Here is a 15,253-nt window from a genome sequence, read left to right as displayed (position 1 = left end):
TTATTTTTTATCTTTAACTTCTTCGAACTCGGCATCAACAACATCGTCGTCTTTGCCGGCGTTGGCGTGGCCTGCATCTGCGGCATTGCCAGCCTGCTGCTCAGCGTGCTGCTGCTGAGCCAGTTCCATCAGCTTCTGGGAAACTTCAGCCAGAGCCTGGATTTTAGCTTCGATGTCCGCTTTGTCTTCGCCCTTCAGGGACGCTTCCAGCGCGGTCAGCGCAGACTCGATAGCAGTTTTGTCGTCAGCCGGCAGTTTGTCGCCTGCTTCTTCAACCTGCTTACGGGTGCTGTGCAGCAGATGGTCACCCTGGTTACGGGTCTGAACCAGCTCTTCGAACTTACGGTCAGCTTCGGCGTTAGCTTCTGCATCACGAACCATTTTCTGGATTTCGTCTTCGTTCAGGCCAGAAGATGCTTTGATGGTGATCTTCTGCTCTTTACCGCTGTTTTTGTCTTTCGCGGAGACGTGCAGAATACCGTCAGCATCGATGTCGAAGGTGACTTCGATCTGTGGCATACCGCGCGGTGCCGGGCTGATCCCATCCAGGTTGAACTGACCCAGTGATTTGTTATCGGATGCGCGTTTACGCTCACCCTGAATCACGTGGATGGTTACCGCAGACTGGTTGTCTTCCGCAGTAGAGAACACCTGGCTGTGCTTGGTTGGGATGGTGGTGTTTTTGCTGATGAGCGCAGTCATCACGCCACCCATAGTTTCGATACCCAGAGACAGTGGGGTAACGTCCAGCAACAGCACGTCTTTTACATCACCGGTCAGCACGCCGCCCTGAACCGCTGCACCGATAGCAACAGCTTCGTCCGGGTTAACGTCTTTACGCGGCTCTTTACCGAAGAACTCAGCAACTTTTTTCTGCACCATTGGCATACGAGTCTGGCCGCCGACCAGGATAACGTCCTGGATATCGGAAACGGACAGGCCAGCATCCTGCAGGGCAACTTTCAGCGGCTCGATAGAACGGTTGACCAGGTCTTCGACCAGGGATTCCAGTTTCGCACGGGTCACTTTGATGTTCATATGCTTTGGACCGGTCGCGTCTGCAGTGATGTACGGCAGGTTCACGTCGGTCTGCTGTGCAGAAGAAAGCTCGATTTTGGCTTTTTCTGCCGCTTCTTTCAGGCGCTGCATTGCCAGCGGATCGTTACGCAGGTCAATACCCTGATCTTTCTTAAACTCGTCAACGAGGTAGTTGATCATACGGCTGTCGAAGTCTTCACCACCCAGGTGGGTATCACCGTTGGTTGCCAGAACTTCGAAGGTTTTCTCGCCGTCAACTTCGTCGATTTCGATAATAGAGATATCGAAAGTACCACCACCGAGGTCGTAAACCGCGATTGTACGGTTGCCGACTTCTTTATCGAGGCCGTAAGCCAGAGCGGCGGCGGTTGGTTCGTTGATGATACGTTTCACTTCCAGACCTGCGATACGGCCAGCGTCTTTGGTTGCCTGACGCTGAGCATCGTTAAAGTATGCAGGTACGGTGATAACAGCTTCGGTTACCGGCTCACCCAGGTAATCTTCAGCGGTTTTCTTCATTTTCTTCAGCACTTCAGCAGAGATCTGCGGCGGTGCCATTTTCTGACCTTTTACGTCAATCCATGCGTCGCCGTTGTCAGCGCCGATGATTTTGTAAGGCATGATGGCTTCATCACGCTGCACTTCTTCGTCCTGGAAGCGACGGCCAATCAGGCGTTTAATCGCAAAGAGAGTGTTTTGCGGGTTAGTCACTGCCTGACGTTTAGCCGGCTGACCTACCAGGATTTCTCCGTCCTGCGTGTAAGCAATGATAGAAGGCGTGGTGCGGTCGCCCTCGGCGTTCTCCAGCACACGAGCAGTTGTACCATCCATAATCGCGACACAAGAGTTAGTAGTCCCCAGGTCGATACCAATAATTTTACCCATCTAAACGTCTCCACTAAAAATTCGTCATCATGTGGTTGTGAACCTGTTATGCGGGCAAAAGCGTCTGTTTCAACTGCCCGAAGCGTTTTTTTTCAGGTCCGCCAACTGCGGTTGCATACAAGATGGGGTCGCAACGCTTGCCATCAAGGGGCAGGTGAAAAAAAATTTTCCGCTTTCCCCCCGCTCAGATCATAGACGCCGACGTGCAGCCTGATTATTATGCCGCGCCCGCAACCGGACTCCCGGCTGCGGGGCCTTAATTAACACTACATTTCAGATGAATTTTTTAGAGGAACTATGGGCAACACTAAGTTGGCTAATCCAGCTCCCCTGGGCTTAATGGGCTTCGGCATGACCACCATTTTGCTCAACCTGCATAACGCAGGTATTTTTGGTTTTGACGTTACTATCCTCGCGATGGGGATTTTCTACGGCGGTATCGCGCAAATCTTCGCGGGCCTGCTGGAGTTTAAAAAAGGGAACACTTTCGGTTTAACCGCCTTCACCTCCTACGGCTCTTTCTGGCTGACGCTGGTGGCGATTCTGCTGATGCCTAAGATGGGCCTTAGCGATGCGGCCAACGGCCACTTCCTTGGCGCGTACCTGGGCCTGTGGGGTGTCTTCACCCTGTTCATGTTCTTCGGCACCCTGAAGGCCCCACGTATGCTGCAGTTCGTGTTTGCCAGCCTGACCGTGCTGTTTGCCCTGCTGGCGATTGGCCACCTGGCAGATAACGAAGGTATGGTGAAAGTCGCGGGCTGGATTGGCCTGGTGTGTGGCGCAAGCGCTATCTACCTGGCGATGGGTGAAGTGCTGAACGAGCAGTTTGGCCGCACCGTACTGCCGATCGGCGAAAAGCACTAATATTCCTTTAGCGAAAAGCAAAACGCGGAGCTCTGCTCCGCGTTTTTTTATTCAGGAAGGCGTCAGCGCCCTTTCCTCTATCTTATCCTGATGATGAATATCCTTTCTTAGCCAAATCCCCATCACCAAACCCACAATGGCAAGCGCCAGCACGTACCAGGCCGGAGCCATCGGCGAAACGCCCATTAACATGGTGACCGCAATCGGCGTCAGGCCGCCAAAAATGGCATAGGACAGATTGTAAGAAAACGAAATTCCGGTGAATCGTACCTGCGCCGGGAAGGCTCGCACCATAACATATGGCACCGCGCCAACCACGCCCACGCTCAGCCCGACCAGGCCATACAGCAAGAAGAGATGCTCTGGATGCGTCCCACTCAGGTGATAAAACATCCAGCTACAGATGGCGAGCAAGACGCTGCCGACGGTAAAGGTTTTCCCTGAGCCATAGCGGTCAGCCGACAGCCCTGCCAGCAGGCAGCCCACGCACAGCATAATCGTGGCAATACTGTTTGCCTGCAACGTTAAAGCAGGCGCGATCCCATGCTGTTTTTGCAGCCAGATCGGCGACATCAATATCACCACCACGATGCAGGCGGAGAGCAGCCAGGTCAGCAGCATAGAAACAACCACCGCTTTTTTATGCCCAACCACGACTGACTTAAGCGGCATCTCCTCGGCCAGCGCTTTACGCTGCTGCATTTCGAGGAAGATCGGCGTTTCACGCAGCCAGCGGCGAAGGTACATCGCCACCAGACCAAAAATCCCGCCAAGGAAGAAAGGAATGCGCCAGCCGCCGTCATGAATCGCCTGCTGGGTCATGGAAGTATTAATAATGGTTGCCACCACGGAGCCCAACAGAATCCCGACGGTCAGCCCCATCGTCAAAATGCCGCAGGCAATACCAATCCGCTTATCCGGCACATGCTCAGAGACAAACACCCAGGCGCCCGGAACTTCGCCGCCGATTGCCGCCCCCTGCAGAATACGCATCAGCAGCAGCAACAGAGGAGCCGCAATGCCTAATGAAGCGTACGTTGGCAACAAACCTATGGCCAGCGTCGGTACCGCCATCAGCAGAATGCTGAGGGTAAACATCTTTTTGCGGCCAACCAGATCGCCAAAGTGCGCCATCACAACCCCGCCCAGCGGACGCACAAGATAACCGGCCGCGAAAATAGCGAATGTCTGCACCTGGCGCAGCCACTCCGGGATATCGGCCGGGAAGAAGAGCTCTCCCAGCACCGCCGCAAAGAAGACGAAGATAATGAAGTCGTAGAATTCGAGGGCGCCACCGAGGGCTGCAAGCGTCAGGGTTTTGTAATCCTGCCGGTTAAGAGGTCTGGCGTGCTGTTTTGACATAGGGGACCGCTTGTAAAGAGGAGTGTTAATTATTTTTTCCGTTTAGCTGTAAAGCCAGAGTTACTATAACGATAAAATGTTCACACTCCATACCAATTCGATCTTATGTCACAAAAGCCAATTATTCAGGGTTTTGTCTCGCGCCGAGCACTTTTAGGGCGGAAAGCTGCTACCACATGGTCATGTGTTTCAACATAAGGCCCATCCAGCAGTTGTATACAATACGGTACACTCGCAAAAATTCCCGGCACCACAACCTTGCCGGTTTCATCTTTCACGCCTTCCAGCGTTTCCTGAATCGATTTTGGCTGCCCCGGAAGGTTGAGGATCAACGCCTGTTTGCGAATGACGCCCACCTGACGCGAGAGGATCGCTGTCGGGACAAAATGCAGGCTGATCTGACGCATCTGTTCGCCAAAGCCAGGCATTAAACGATCTGCGACGGCGAGCGTAGCGTCCGGCGTTACGTCACGACGCGCCGGCCCGGTTCCGCCGGTGGTCAGCACCAAATGGCAGGCCATTTCATCCACCAGCTCGCAAAGTGCTTGTTCAATGATGGATTGCTCGTCAGGGATCAGTCGGGTTTCTATTTTAAACGGCGTCGTCAACGTCTGCTCAAGCCACTCTTGCAGCGCAGGGATGCCTTTATCCTGATAAACGCCGCTAGAAGCGCGGTCTGAAATGGACACGAGTCCAATGCGTAAGGTATTCATATCAATCCCGGAAATCAGCAAGTCTGAGAGGAATGATACACGGGGAAAGGCGTTGCAGACAGGGAAAGCGGTGAAAAGCGTGGCCGACAGAAGCCGGCCACGAGAATGATTACAGCAGGTCGCCGATCATTTTTTCCAGTTTTTCCTGGTCGATAGCAAACTTACGGATACCGTCCGCCAGTTTGTCTACGGCCATTGGATCCTGGTTGTGCTGCCACAGGAACTGGGACTCGGTGATGCGCTCAGGACGCGCTTTCACTTCCCCGGTGTAGCTCAGCTTACGCTCGATTGCGCCTTCGCTTTCTGCCAGCTCTTTCAGCAGGGCAGGTGCGATAGTCAGGCGGTCACAGCCAGCCAGCTCGACGATTTCACCGACGTTACGGAAGCTTGCACCCATCACCACGGTTTCATAACCGTGCTGCTTGTAGTACTGGTAGATTTCAGTCACGGAAACCACGCCTGGATCTTCCTGCGGTGCGTACTCTTTCTTATCGGTGTTAGCTTTGTACCAGTCAAGGATACGGCCAACGAACGGAGAAATCAGGAACACGCCAGCTTCAGCACAGGCACGAGCCTGAGCGAAGGAGAACAGCAGGGTCAGGTTACAGTTGATGCCTTCTTTTTCCAGCTGTTCTGCAGCGCGGATGCCCTGCCAGGTAGAAGCCAGTTTAATCAGGATGCGATCGTTGCTGATGCCCGCGTCGTTGTAGAGCTTGATCAGGTGTTTGGCTTTCGCGATGCTGGCTTCGGTATCATAGGAAAGGCGAGCATCCACTTCGGTCGAGATACGGCCAGGGATCAGCTTCAGAATTTCCAGGCCGATGTTTACCGCCAGCTTGTCGGAAGCATCAACCACCTGCTGAGCGCGATCGTTGCTCTGGCTACGAGCCCAGGTAATCGCTTCGTCGATCAGTTTACGGTACTCAGGGATCTGCGCAGCGTTAAGGATCAGAGAAGGGTTGGTAGTAGCATCTTGCGGCTGGTACAGCTTCATCGCCGCGATATCTCCGGTGTCAGCAACCACGGTGGTCAGTTGACGCAAAGAAGTCAATTTATCCGTCATAATGAGTGTTTCTCTTCAGGTGTAGCTTGTTAGGGAGATGTAACCGGTCTGGCTTGATGATATCACGCCGCCCATCAGGTGCAACCGCGACAAGTGCTGTCCGTCCAGTGGACGAGAATATGCTAAACTCGACCGCCAATTTATCTGTAACGTAATGGATTGTATGGCCCGGGCCCGTCAACCTCGCCGCCATCACGCATTAACAAGAGGGACGTTAATGACAGATTTTTTATTTTTTATCAATGAGGTGCTTTGGGGCTCGGTCCTACTTTGGCTGCTTATTGGCGCGGGCATCTGGTTCACCTTCCGCAGCGGCTTCGTCCAGTTCCGTTACTTTACCCGGCTGCGCCTTTTCCTGCGCAACAGCGACTCGCCGGATCCTTCCGGAATATCCTCATTCCAGGCACTTTGCACCAGCCTTGCCGCGCGCGTCGGCAGCGGTAACCTTGCGGGCATTGCGCTGGCCATCTCAGCAGGTGGCCCCGGCTCGGTGTTCTGGATGTGGGTTGCCGCCGTGCTCAGCATGGCCACCGCCTTCGCAGAGTGCTCCCTCGCCCAACTCTATAAAACCCGCGACAAAGAAGGAAACTACCGCGGCGGCCCGGCCTGGTATATGGAGCGTGGGCTTGGCATACGCTGGATGGGGGTGCTGTTTTCCGTCTTTTTGATCGTTGCCTTCGGCATGGTGTTCAACGCCGTACAGGCCAACTCCATCGCGATTGCCACTCACTACGCGTTTGACGTGCCAAAAATCTGGGTGGGCCTTTTCCTGGTTACGGCTACCGCGCTGGTCATCTGGCGAGGAATGCGGACCATTGCTCGCCTCTCCCAGTGGCTAGTGCCGCCAATGGCATTACTCTGGGTATGCATGAGCCTGTATGTTGTGGGGCTGCACATTGAACGTTTCCCCGAAGTCATCCGGCTGATTTTCAGCCAAGCCTTCGGCTGGCACGAAGCCGCTTCGGGCGCGCTGGGTTATACCGTCAGCCAGGCCATCACCAATGGCTTCCAGCGCGGGATGTTTTCTAACGAAGCGGGCATGGGCTCCACGCCTAACGCAGCCGCCGCGGCAGCGGCATGGCCTCCACATCCGGCCACTCAGGGCGTGGTGCAAATGTTTGGGGTGTTAATTGATACGGTGATCATCTGCACCGCGACTGCCGCCATTGTGCTGATGTCCGGCATGATGGACGGCATAGAAACGTCGCGCAGCGGCATTATTTTGGTTCAGCAGGCGCTCAGCTCAGCCGTAGGCGGCTGGGGAAGCGGTTTTATCGTGGTTATCGTTTTCCTGTTCGCCTTCACGTCTATCATGGCGAATTACTCCTACGCTGAGAACAATTTGCTGTTCCTGAACCAGGACAGCCGCGCGCTGAAATTTTTACTGCGCTTTATGGTACTCACTATGGTGATGTTCGGTACGCAGGCCGCGCTGCCGCTGGTCTGGCAGCTGGCAGACGTGGCGATGGCGATTATGGCGTTAACCAATATCACGGCGATCCTGCTGCTTTCTCCGGTGGTGAAAACGATAGCGGCAGATTATCTGCGCCAGCAAAAGCTGGGCATATCGCCTATTTTCAACCCCAACCGTTTCCCGGAGATTAAGACCCAGCTTGCCCCCGGCGTTTGGGACAGAGACGTGGAAAAAAAACCTTAGCTGATTGCAGCCATAGGCCGCGACAGGCAGGAAATTTGCTAAAGTAACGGCCAAACTATGCAAGGAGTGGACATGCTAATTCTTATCTCACCTGCCAAAACGCTGGATTACCAAAGCGAGCTGCCGACGGATCGCTATACACAGCCGGAACTGTTGGAATATTCACAGCAGTTAATCAGCGTTGCCCGCAAGCTTAGCGCACCGCAAATTGCCTCCCTGATGAGCATCAGCGATAAGCTGGCTTCTCTTAACGAAACCCGTTTCCACGAGTGGCATCCGGCATTTACGCCACAAAACGCGCGCCCGGCCATTCTCGCCTTTAAAGGCGATGTGTATACCGGCCTGCAGGCCGAAGAGTTTAGTGAAGCCGACTTTGATTTCGCCCAACAGCATCTGCGTATGCTTTCCGGGCTGTACGGCGTGCTGCGCCCGCTGGATTTAATGCAGCCTTACCGGCTGGAAATGGGCATTCGCCTGGAAAACCCAAAAGGCAAAGATCTGTATCACTTCTGGGGCGAGACAATTACCGAGAAGCTCAATCAGGTGCTGGCCACCCAGGGCGACAATATCGTGGTCAACCTGGCGTCTGATGAATACTTTAAAGCGGTCAAGCCGAAGAAGCTGAACGCGGAGATCGTCAAGCCCGTTTTCCTGGATGAAAAGAACGGCAAGTTTAAAGTTATCAGCTTCTACGCGAAAAAAGCGCGCGGACTGATGAGCCGCTACATCATTGAGAATCGCCTGACAAAGCCAGAACAACTCAAAGCGTTTAATACCGACGGCTATTTCTTTGATGAAGACGCCTCACAGAAAAACGAACTGGTGTTTAAGCGCCACGAGCAATAGAAAAAAACGCCAGCATTATGCTGGCGTTTTACTTTGAACTCGCGCCGGTTATCTGTCCCAGCGATTATCATGATGTTCCCGTGGCGGGCCATCAAACCTTGCGTGGCGCTGCCAACGGTGTTCACGCCACTCATAGTGTCTTACCCACCAGTCGTGGTCTCGCCAGTAGCGGCCGTCCCAGTAGCGCCCGTGGTTATCCTGATCGCCGAAGTGCAGCGTCACGGCAGGCACCAGCGTGATTTCTCCCGCCTGTACCGCCAGCGGCGTCACCACCAGCAGGGACAACGCCAGAAAAATGGATTTCAACATAACTTGCTCCTTACTTCTTAAGCCGGCCCAGTAGGCCCGTTAAGATGAGCTTATGTCGGAAATCACGCCCGCGTTATTCTCCGCAATCCTAATCTCTAAGCATCCGCATTTTATGGGAATTTCTCCTTTTTTCCTGCTAAATGCCTGCTTATTTTCTCCCTGATTTACAGGGAAAAACGCCCCAGTCTGACAAGCAAAATGGGGCTTCAGAATTACGCTTTAACCATCATAAACTTACGCAGTTCGGCAAAATCAGCTGGGAGGTTGTGGGACAGCAGCGGCAGATCGGCGCGGGAGGCCAGCTCCTCCGGCAGCGGCAGCGCTTCGCCCAGAATCTCTTCTACGCACTCTTTAAACTTCGCCGGATGCGCGGTCCCCAGGAACAGCCCAAACTCACCTGGCTGCAACTGGTCGCGCAGAGCACGGTAAGCAATCGCCGCGTGTGGTTCAGAAACGTAGCCAATCGCCTTCAGCTCGCGCATCGTGTCTTTGGTGGTTGCGTCGGTCACGGCAGCATAGCCAAGGTCGGTCAGACGCCAAATTTTACGGCGGAAAAGCTCTTCCACTCGCGGCCAGTTGTTCGGCTGGCTAACATCCATGGCGTTGGACAGCGTGGCCACGGTCGCTTTAGGCGCCCACTGGCCTTCAGCCAGGAAACGCGGAACGGTGTCGTTGGCATTAGTCGCCGCAATAAAGCGCTTAATCGGCAGGCCGAGGGATTTTGCCAGCAGGCCAGCCGTCAGATCGCCAAAGTTACCGCTCGGCACGGAGACCACAAGCTGATTACGCGCTTCCTGCGGCAACTGGGCTACCGCTTCGAAGTAATAGCAGATCTGCGCCAGCAGGCGGCTGATGTTAATAGAGTTAGCCGAGTTTAACCCCAGCGCCACCTTCAGTTCTTCATCATCAAATGCCTGTTTCACTAGCGCCTGGCAGGCATCAAAATCGCCGTCAATTGCCACGGTTTCGATATTTCCACCGAGGGTACAGAACAGTTTTTCCTGCAGCGGGCTGATTTTCCCGCGCGGATAAAGAATAACGACGCGCACATTCTTAAGGCCGTAGAACGCATGGGCCACCGCCGCACCGGTATCGCCGGATGTTGCGGTCAGAATGGTTACAGGCTTGTCGCCGCTGATGTGGGTCAGCATCTGCGCCATAAAGCGCCCGCCAAAGTCTTTAAACGCCAGCGTCGGGCCGTGGAACAGCTCCAGGCAGCCCACGTCCGGCTCAACCATGTTCACCGGTGCAGGAAACGCGAAGGCCGCACGCACGCGCTCTTCCAGAATCTCCTGCGGGATCTCATCCCCGATAAATGCGGACAAAATTTTGCTGCTACGGCTGACAAAATCCATCTCCAGCATGGCGTCGATTTCAGTCAGTTCAAATTCAGGCAGGTCATGCGGGAAAAACAGGCCCTGCTGTTTGCCCAGGCCCTGGGTAACCGCCTGTGCAAAGGAGACCTGCTCGTTGTGATCTTTAAGGTTGTACAGTTTCATGTCTTATCCCAAAACTCGTGCGCCAGCCGTATCCAGACGGCAAATATGTACAAAACCTTCCTGGTTCTGCAAATAATGTTGGCTGAGCCAGTCAGCCACGCGCTGCGCGGTATCGGTGTTATCGCACAGTGCAAATAAGGTCGGGCCAGAACCCGAAATCCCGCTCGCCAACGCGCCGATATCCGCCACGGCTTTACGGGATTCATCAAACTTCGGCAGCAATTTGGCGCGGTAAGGTTCAGCAATCACATCCTTCATCAGCTTCGCCGCGAGTGCAGGCTGGCGGGTATGACAGGCATGAATAAAACCGGCAAGATGGCGACCGTGGCTGATGCAGTCCTGACGGCGATACTGGGCGGGTAAAATCGCACGCGCTTCGGCGGTTGAAACCTTAATCCCAGGGTACGCCAGCACCCAAAGCCACTCATCAAAGCCTGGCACCTGCTGGCTGATGATGCCGTTTTCTTCAATCATTAACTGCATGCCGCCGAGGAAACAAGGCGCGACGTTATCGTAATGAATACTGCCTGAAATACGCCCTTCCAGCTCGCCCATTAGCGCCAGCAAGCGTGTGTCGCTCAAAGGCTTACCGCAAAATTCATTCATCGCCATCAGGCCAGCCACCACCGAACAGGCGCTGGATCCCAGCCCGGAGCCGATGGGCATGTTTTTCTCAAGCGTCATCGCCACGGGAATAGTCTTGCCAATTTCCTGGCAGAAACGCTCCCAGCACTGATAAACAATGTTCTCGCGCGGTTCATCCGGCAGCTTGCTGGCGAACCGCCCAAGGTTGGTCAGGCTGAAGCTGTCTGCCGCTTCAACCGTGACGTAATCACCCAAATGTGAGCCATCAACCGGCGACACCGCCGCACCCAGCACATCAAAACCGACGCTCATATTGGCGCTGGAAGCCGGGGCATATACTTTAACCATCTTAAACTCCTAACTTCCATGACAGGGTGCGAAGCAGATCCGCAAAGACACCGGCGGCGGTAACGTCGTTACCCGCCCCGTAGCCACGCAGTACCAGCGGCAGCGGTTGATAATAGTGGCTGTAGAAGGCCAGGGCATTTTCGCCGTTCTTCACCTTATACAGCGGATCGTTGCCGTCTACGGCGTCGATTTTCACTTTGCAGCTGCCGTCTTCTTCAATAATGCCGACGTAACGTAGCACTTTCCCATCGTCACGCGCCTTCCTCACACGAGCCGCAAACTCATCATCCAACTGAGGAAGGCGTGCCATAAAAGACTCGACGTCTCCGCTTGCATCAAAATTTTCCGGAAGTACGGATTCGATCTCAATATCCGAAAGTTCCAGATCGCTCCCGGTCTCACGTGCCAGGATCAACAGCTTACGCGCCACATCCATACCGGAAAGATCGTCTCGCGGATCCGGTTCGGTGTATCCCATTTCACGCGCAGTGCTGGTCGCCAGCGAGAAGCTCATTCCCTCATCCAACTTCCCGAAGATGTAAGAAAGCGACCCGGAAAGAATGCCGGAGAAACGCTGCAGCTCATCGCCCGCATTCAGCAGGTTTTGCAGGTTTTCGATAACCGGCAAGCCTGCTCCCACGTTGGTGTCGTAGAGGAACTTCCGGCGAGAACTCTCCGCGGCATTACGCAACTGGTGGTAATAATTCATGCTTGAGGTGTTGGCCTTTTTGTTTGGCGTCACTACGTGGAAACCTTCGCTCAGGAAATCAGCATACTGATCCGCCACGGCCTGGCTGGAAGTACAGTCCACAATCACCGGGTTCAGCAGATGATACTCTTTCACCAGGCGGATCAGGCGGCCAAGGTTGAACGGCTCTTTGGCCTGCTCCAGCGCCTGCTGCCAGTTCTCGAGATCCAGGCCATGCACGTTAGTCAGCAGGGCTTTAGAATTCGCCACGCCGCAAACGCGCAGGTCGATATGCTTCTCCTTCAGCCACGCTTGCTGGCGTTTAACCTGCTCCAGCAGAGCCGCGCCCACGCCGCCAACGCCCACCAGGAACAGCTCAATAACCTGGTCGGTGTTAAACAGCATCTGGTGAGTCACACGAACACCGGTCACAGCATCGTCGTTATTGACCACAACGGAGATAGAGCGCTCGGAAGAGCCCTGTGCGATAGCGATAATGTTGATATTCGCGCGGGCCAGGGCAGCAAAGAACTTGGCGGAGATACCGCGCAGCGTTTTCATGCCGTCGCCCACAACGGAGATAACCGCCAGGCGTTCGGTGACCGCCAGCGGCTCCAGCAGCTCTTCTTTCAGTTCGAGATAGAATTCGTCTTCCATCGCCTTGCGAGCGCGGCCGCAATCGGCCTGCGGAACGCAGAAGCTGATGCTGTACTCGGAAGAGGACTGGGTGATCAGCACCACGGAGATCCCGGCACGGGACATCGCGGCAAACACGCGTGCAGCCATGCCGACCATGCCTTTCATGCCCGGGCCTGAAACGCTAAACATCGCCATGTTATTCAGGTTGGTGATGCCTTTCACCGGCAGCCCTTCGTCATCACTCTTGTCGCCAATGAGCGTACCTGGCGCCTGCGGGTTTCCGGTATTTTTAATCAGGCAAGGGATCTGGAACTGAGCAATCGGGGTGATGGTGCGAGGGTGAAGTACTTTGGCGCCGAAGTAGGAAAGCTCCATCGCTTCCTGGTAAGACATCGACTTCAGCAGTCGGGCATCAGGGACCTGGCGTGGGTCGCAGGTATAAACGCCGTCGACGTCAGTCCAGATTTCACAACAGTCGGCTCGCAGACAGGCAGCCAGCACGGCGGCAGAATAGTCGGAACCATTGCGGCCCAGAACAACCAGCTCACCTTTGTCGTTCCCGGCGGTAAACCCAGCCATCAGGATCATGTGATCTTCAGGAATGCGGCTGGCGGCAATGCGGCGAGTTGACTCTGCGATATCCACGCTGGAATCCAGATAATGCCCCACTGCCAGCAGCTTCTCGACCGGATCGATCACGGTCACCTGGTAGCCGCGAGCCTGCAGCACGCCCGACATAATAGCGATAGACAGCTTCTCGCCACGGCAAATGATCGCCGCATTGATGCTGTCCGGGCACTGACTCAGCAGGCTGATCCCGTGCAGAACATGTTTAAGCTGAGCAAACTCCTGATTCACTAACCCTTTCAGTTCAGCCAACGGAAAGCCCGGCTGCGCCTCTGCCAGACCATTCAGCAGTTCAGCAAAAATACGCTCTGCGTCGCTGATATTCGGCACAGCGTCCTGGCCCCCGATGGTTTTCTCAATCATCGCCACAAGGTGGTTAGTAATTTTTGCCGGAGCAGACAACACGGTCGCCACCTGCCCCTGTTTGGCATTACTTTCCAGGATATCGGCAACGCGAAGGAAACGCTCCGCATTTGCCACCGAAGTACCGCCGAATTTCAACACTCGCATTGTTGTGACCCCTTGATTTTTTCCCGAAAAAAAAGCCCGCACTGTTTAGGTGCGGGCTTTTTTCATTTTTACCTGTATGCGTCAGCCCGCACCGTTACCTGTGGTAATGGTGGTTGTGATAATTGTGGTAATCAGGCTGAAGCGAAACATGGATGTTGTGTGCTCTAAATTTGTAATAGCTCTATTGGTTAAAGCAATCCCTTTACCAAGTCAATTTTTTTTAGTTCTGTCACAAAAAATCGCCTTGCCCGGTTGAGCTGAAAAACCCACCGAAAATGGGAGCAAAAGCGCGTAAATAGCGCAATAAGTTAGATGAACGCCTCAAAAAGAGTCATTCAAAAACATTTCATTCTGGTAATTTTTTTTCGATGTCATGAAGCAAACGGTGAAGCATTGCCGTATCTCTCTGCTCCAGTAGCCCCAAACGCTGCTGGACCCAATCGACCATTTTTTGGTCGCCCGCGACCTCAAGACGATGCAAAAGCGCCGCCATTCGCAAACGCAGCGCATTCAACTGCTGCCCGTCACCGGCCACGTTTTCCACAGGCGGTTGCTGCATCAAAGCGGAAAGCTGGTAGCAATAAACCATCACGGCCTGCCCCAGGTTAAGCGACGGATAATCCGCGACCATCGGCACGCCGGTTAAAACATCCGCCAGCGCCAGCTCCTCGTTCGTCAGCCCGGAGTCTTCACGGCCAAAAACCAGCGCCACGCATCCTACCCACTGGCGTTTCTCTTCGAGCATTGGCAGCAGCTGCTGTGGCGTCGCATAGTAATGAAACTTCGCCCGACTGCGGGCCGTTGTGGCGATGGAAAAATCCACGTCACTCAGAGCATCCGCAAGCGTGTCAAAGTGGCGAATTCCATCAAGAATATCGCCCGCGCCATGCGCTACCCAGCGCGCGGCGGGCTGGAGATGCGCATCACTGGCAACGATCCTCATCTCCGTAAACCCCATGGTCTTCATCGCCCGGGCAGCTGCCCCGACGTTCTCTGCTCTGGCCGGTGAAACCAGGATAATTGGCAAACGCATTGGAACTCTCTTCTAAAATTCGTTAAAACGTGCGAAGTGATGCACAAATTTGGATAATACGCATCGCAAATTTACTTTGTTGCAACATATATTGTGGCAACGGCTTTCGATGGATTTATAACTTAACCTTATGCTTTTACGTGATTATATACCATGAAAATGGGGTAAATACCGGCTATATCCACTTGTTTAGTATGGTTTATTCTTCCGTAAGCTCATTACCACCACAGGCCAGATTCAGCTTACTTTTTTAACGCTTTACGATCTTGATTATTAAAAAGTTGTGACAAAAGCTAGCATTGAGCTACGATGATTTAATGAAACTGTTAACGTGCTACAATTGAAATTGATATATGTCAACGAAGCGTAGTTTTATCAGGTGTCTAAGCAGCACTAGCCTGTTATGTTGCTGTTAAAATGGTTAGGATAACAGCCGTTTTTGACACCGTCGGGTCCAAAGGGAACGTACCCACGACCAAGCTAATGATGTTGTTGACGTTGATGGAAAGTGCATCAAGAACGCAATTACGTACTTTAGTCATGTTAAGCCCGGCATGTTAATTTATGGCATGTAACAGGCAGGTCAG

At 53.9% G+C, this 15,253-nt stretch carries 14 protein-coding genes and 1 other annotated feature; of the genes, 3 read left to right on the top strand and 11 right to left on the bottom strand.

The features are described from left to right. Positions 1–1,923 carry a molecular chaperone DnaK gene (gene dnaK / locus ACR6JA_RS08915; RefSeq protein ID WP_008461689.1) on the bottom strand — a complete coding sequence of 641 codons (1,923 nt, stop codon included), beginning with the start codon at positions 1,921–1,923 and terminating at the stop codon, positions 1–3. A gap of 297 nt (positions 1,924–2,220) precedes the next feature. Here dnaK and satP point away from each other — a divergent pair, with 297 nt between their 5' ends. Next, positions 2,221–2,787, top strand: a complete 567-nt coding sequence (gene satP / locus ACR6JA_RS08910) for an acetate uptake transporter (protein ID WP_008461687.1) — start codon at positions 2,221–2,223, stop codon at positions 2,785–2,787. 51 nt (positions 2,788–2,838) lie between these two features. On the opposite strand, the gene ACR6JA_RS08905 is transcribed toward satP, so the two are convergent. From ACR6JA_RS08905 to tal, 3 genes are all read right to left on the bottom strand, one after another. After that, positions 2,839–4,149 carry an MFS transporter gene (locus ACR6JA_RS08905; protein WP_213715101.1) on the bottom strand — a complete coding sequence of 437 codons (1,311 nt, stop codon included), beginning with the start codon at positions 4,147–4,149 and terminating at the stop codon, positions 2,839–2,841. A gap of 125 nt (positions 4,150–4,274) precedes the next feature. After that, complete coding sequence (gene mog / locus ACR6JA_RS08900; RefSeq protein WP_085541382.1) at positions 4,275–4,862, bottom strand: molybdopterin adenylyltransferase; 588 nt, start codon at positions 4,860–4,862, stop codon at positions 4,275–4,277. A 109-nt stretch (positions 4,863–4,971) separates the two neighbouring features. Beyond that, entirely contained in the window at positions 4,972–5,925 is a 954-nt protein-coding gene (gene tal, locus ACR6JA_RS08895; protein ID WP_008461680.1) for a transaldolase, read from the bottom strand. A gap of 217 nt (positions 5,926–6,142) precedes the next feature. Between tal and ACR6JA_RS08890 the strand changes: the two genes are divergently transcribed. Continuing rightward, positions 6,143–7,582: an alanine/glycine:cation symporter family protein gene (locus tag ACR6JA_RS08890; protein WP_494493915.1), complete on the top strand. Its 1,440-nt coding sequence runs from the start codon at positions 6,143–6,145 to the stop codon at positions 7,580–7,582. A 72-nt stretch (positions 7,583–7,654) separates the two neighbouring features. Next, positions 7,655–8,428, top strand: coding sequence for a peroxide stress protein YaaA (gene yaaA / locus ACR6JA_RS08885; RefSeq protein WP_213715099.1), 774 nt, complete (start codon positions 7,655–7,657; stop codon positions 8,426–8,428). A gap of 48 nt (positions 8,429–8,476) precedes the next feature. On the opposite strand, the gene ACR6JA_RS08880 is transcribed toward yaaA, so the two are convergent. The 7 genes from ACR6JA_RS08880 to yjjY form a co-directional block, all read right to left on the bottom strand. Further along, the gene (locus ACR6JA_RS08880; protein WP_213715098.1) at positions 8,477–8,737 is read right to left on the bottom strand and encodes a DUF2502 domain-containing protein; all 261 of its coding nucleotides are present in this window, start codon (positions 8,735–8,737) and stop codon (positions 8,477–8,479) included. Between the two features lie 212 nt (positions 8,738–8,949). Continuing rightward, complete coding sequence (gene thrC, locus ACR6JA_RS08875) at positions 8,950–10,236, bottom strand: threonine synthase (protein ID WP_213715097.1); 1,287 nt, start codon at positions 10,234–10,236, stop codon at positions 8,950–8,952. Positions 10,237–10,239: 3 nt separating this feature from the next. Further along, a complete protein-coding gene (gene thrB / locus ACR6JA_RS08870; RefSeq protein ID WP_008461668.1) occupies positions 10,240–11,169 on the bottom strand; it encodes a homoserine kinase in 930 nt (309 codons plus the stop codon). Between the two features lies 1 nt (position 11,170). Then, positions 11,171–13,633 carry a bifunctional aspartate kinase/homoserine dehydrogenase I gene (thrA, locus tag ACR6JA_RS08865; protein ID WP_494493914.1) on the bottom strand — a complete coding sequence of 821 codons (2,463 nt, stop codon included), beginning with the start codon at positions 13,631–13,633 and terminating at the stop codon, positions 11,171–11,173. 25 nt (positions 13,634–13,658) lie between these two features. Next, positions 13,659–13,776, bottom strand: a sequence feature (Thr leader region). After that, positions 13,715–13,783, bottom strand: a complete 69-nt coding sequence (thrL, locus tag ACR6JA_RS08860; RefSeq protein WP_071530522.1) for a thr operon leader peptide — start codon at positions 13,781–13,783, stop codon at positions 13,715–13,717. It overlaps the preceding feature by 62 nt. A 196-nt stretch (positions 13,784–13,979) precedes the next feature. Further along, entirely contained in the window at positions 13,980–14,666 is a 687-nt protein-coding gene (locus tag ACR6JA_RS08855) for a tRNA/rRNA methyltransferase (RefSeq protein ID WP_213715094.1), read from the bottom strand. Between the two features lie 401 nt (positions 14,667–15,067). Continuing rightward, entirely contained in the window at positions 15,068–15,208 is a 141-nt protein-coding gene (yjjY, locus tag ACR6JA_RS08850; protein ID WP_001541509.1) for a YjjY family protein, read from the bottom strand. Between the last annotated feature and the right edge of the window lie 45 nt (positions 15,209–15,253).

The sequence above is a fragment of the Cedecea sp. B1(4) genome (genome assembly GCF_059414925.1).
Note: the sequence above shows the minus strand (reverse complement) of the source record. Positions and strands in the feature narration are given on the sequence as shown.

Excerpts from the sequence above, each read along its gene's own strand:
- yjjY (WP_001541509.1), bottom strand. The coding sequence starts at position 15,208 with ATGACTAAAGTACGTAATTGCGTTCTTGATGCACTTTCCATCAACGTC.
- ACR6JA_RS08905 (WP_213715101.1), bottom strand. The coding sequence starts at position 4,149 with ATGTCAAAACAGCACGCCAGACCTCTTAACCGGCAGGATTACAAAACC.
- dnaK (WP_008461689.1), bottom strand. The coding sequence starts at position 1,923 with ATGGGTAAAATTATTGGTATCGACCTGGGGACTACTAACTCTTGTGTC.
- mog (WP_085541382.1), bottom strand. The coding sequence starts at position 4,862 with ATGAATACCTTACGCATTGGACTCGTGTCCATTTCAGACCGCGCTTCT.
- thrA (WP_494493914.1), bottom strand. The coding sequence starts at position 13,633 with ATGCGAGTGTTGAAATTCGGCGGTACTTCGGTGGCAAATGCGGAGCGT.
- tal (WP_008461680.1), bottom strand. The coding sequence starts at position 5,925 with ATGACGGATAAATTGACTTCTTTGCGTCAACTGACCACCGTGGTTGCT.
- ACR6JA_RS08855 (WP_213715094.1), bottom strand. The coding sequence starts at position 14,666 with ATGCGTTTGCCAATTATCCTGGTTTCACCGGCCAGAGCAGAGAACGTC.
- ACR6JA_RS08880 (WP_213715098.1), bottom strand. The coding sequence starts at position 8,737 with ATGTTGAAATCCATTTTTCTGGCGTTGTCCCTGCTGGTGGTGACGCCG.
- ACR6JA_RS08890 (WP_494493915.1), top strand. The coding sequence starts at position 6,143 with ATGACAGATTTTTTATTTTTTATCAATGAGGTGCTTTGGGGCTCGGTC.
- thrC (WP_213715097.1), bottom strand. The coding sequence starts at position 10,236 with ATGAAACTGTACAACCTTAAAGATCACAACGAGCAGGTCTCCTTTGCA.
- thrB (WP_008461668.1), bottom strand. The coding sequence starts at position 11,169 with ATGGTTAAAGTATATGCCCCGGCTTCCAGCGCCAATATGAGCGTCGGT.
- satP (WP_008461687.1), top strand. The coding sequence starts at position 2,221 with ATGGGCAACACTAAGTTGGCTAATCCAGCTCCCCTGGGCTTAATGGGC.
- yaaA (WP_213715099.1), top strand. The coding sequence starts at position 7,655 with ATGCTAATTCTTATCTCACCTGCCAAAACGCTGGATTACCAAAGCGAG.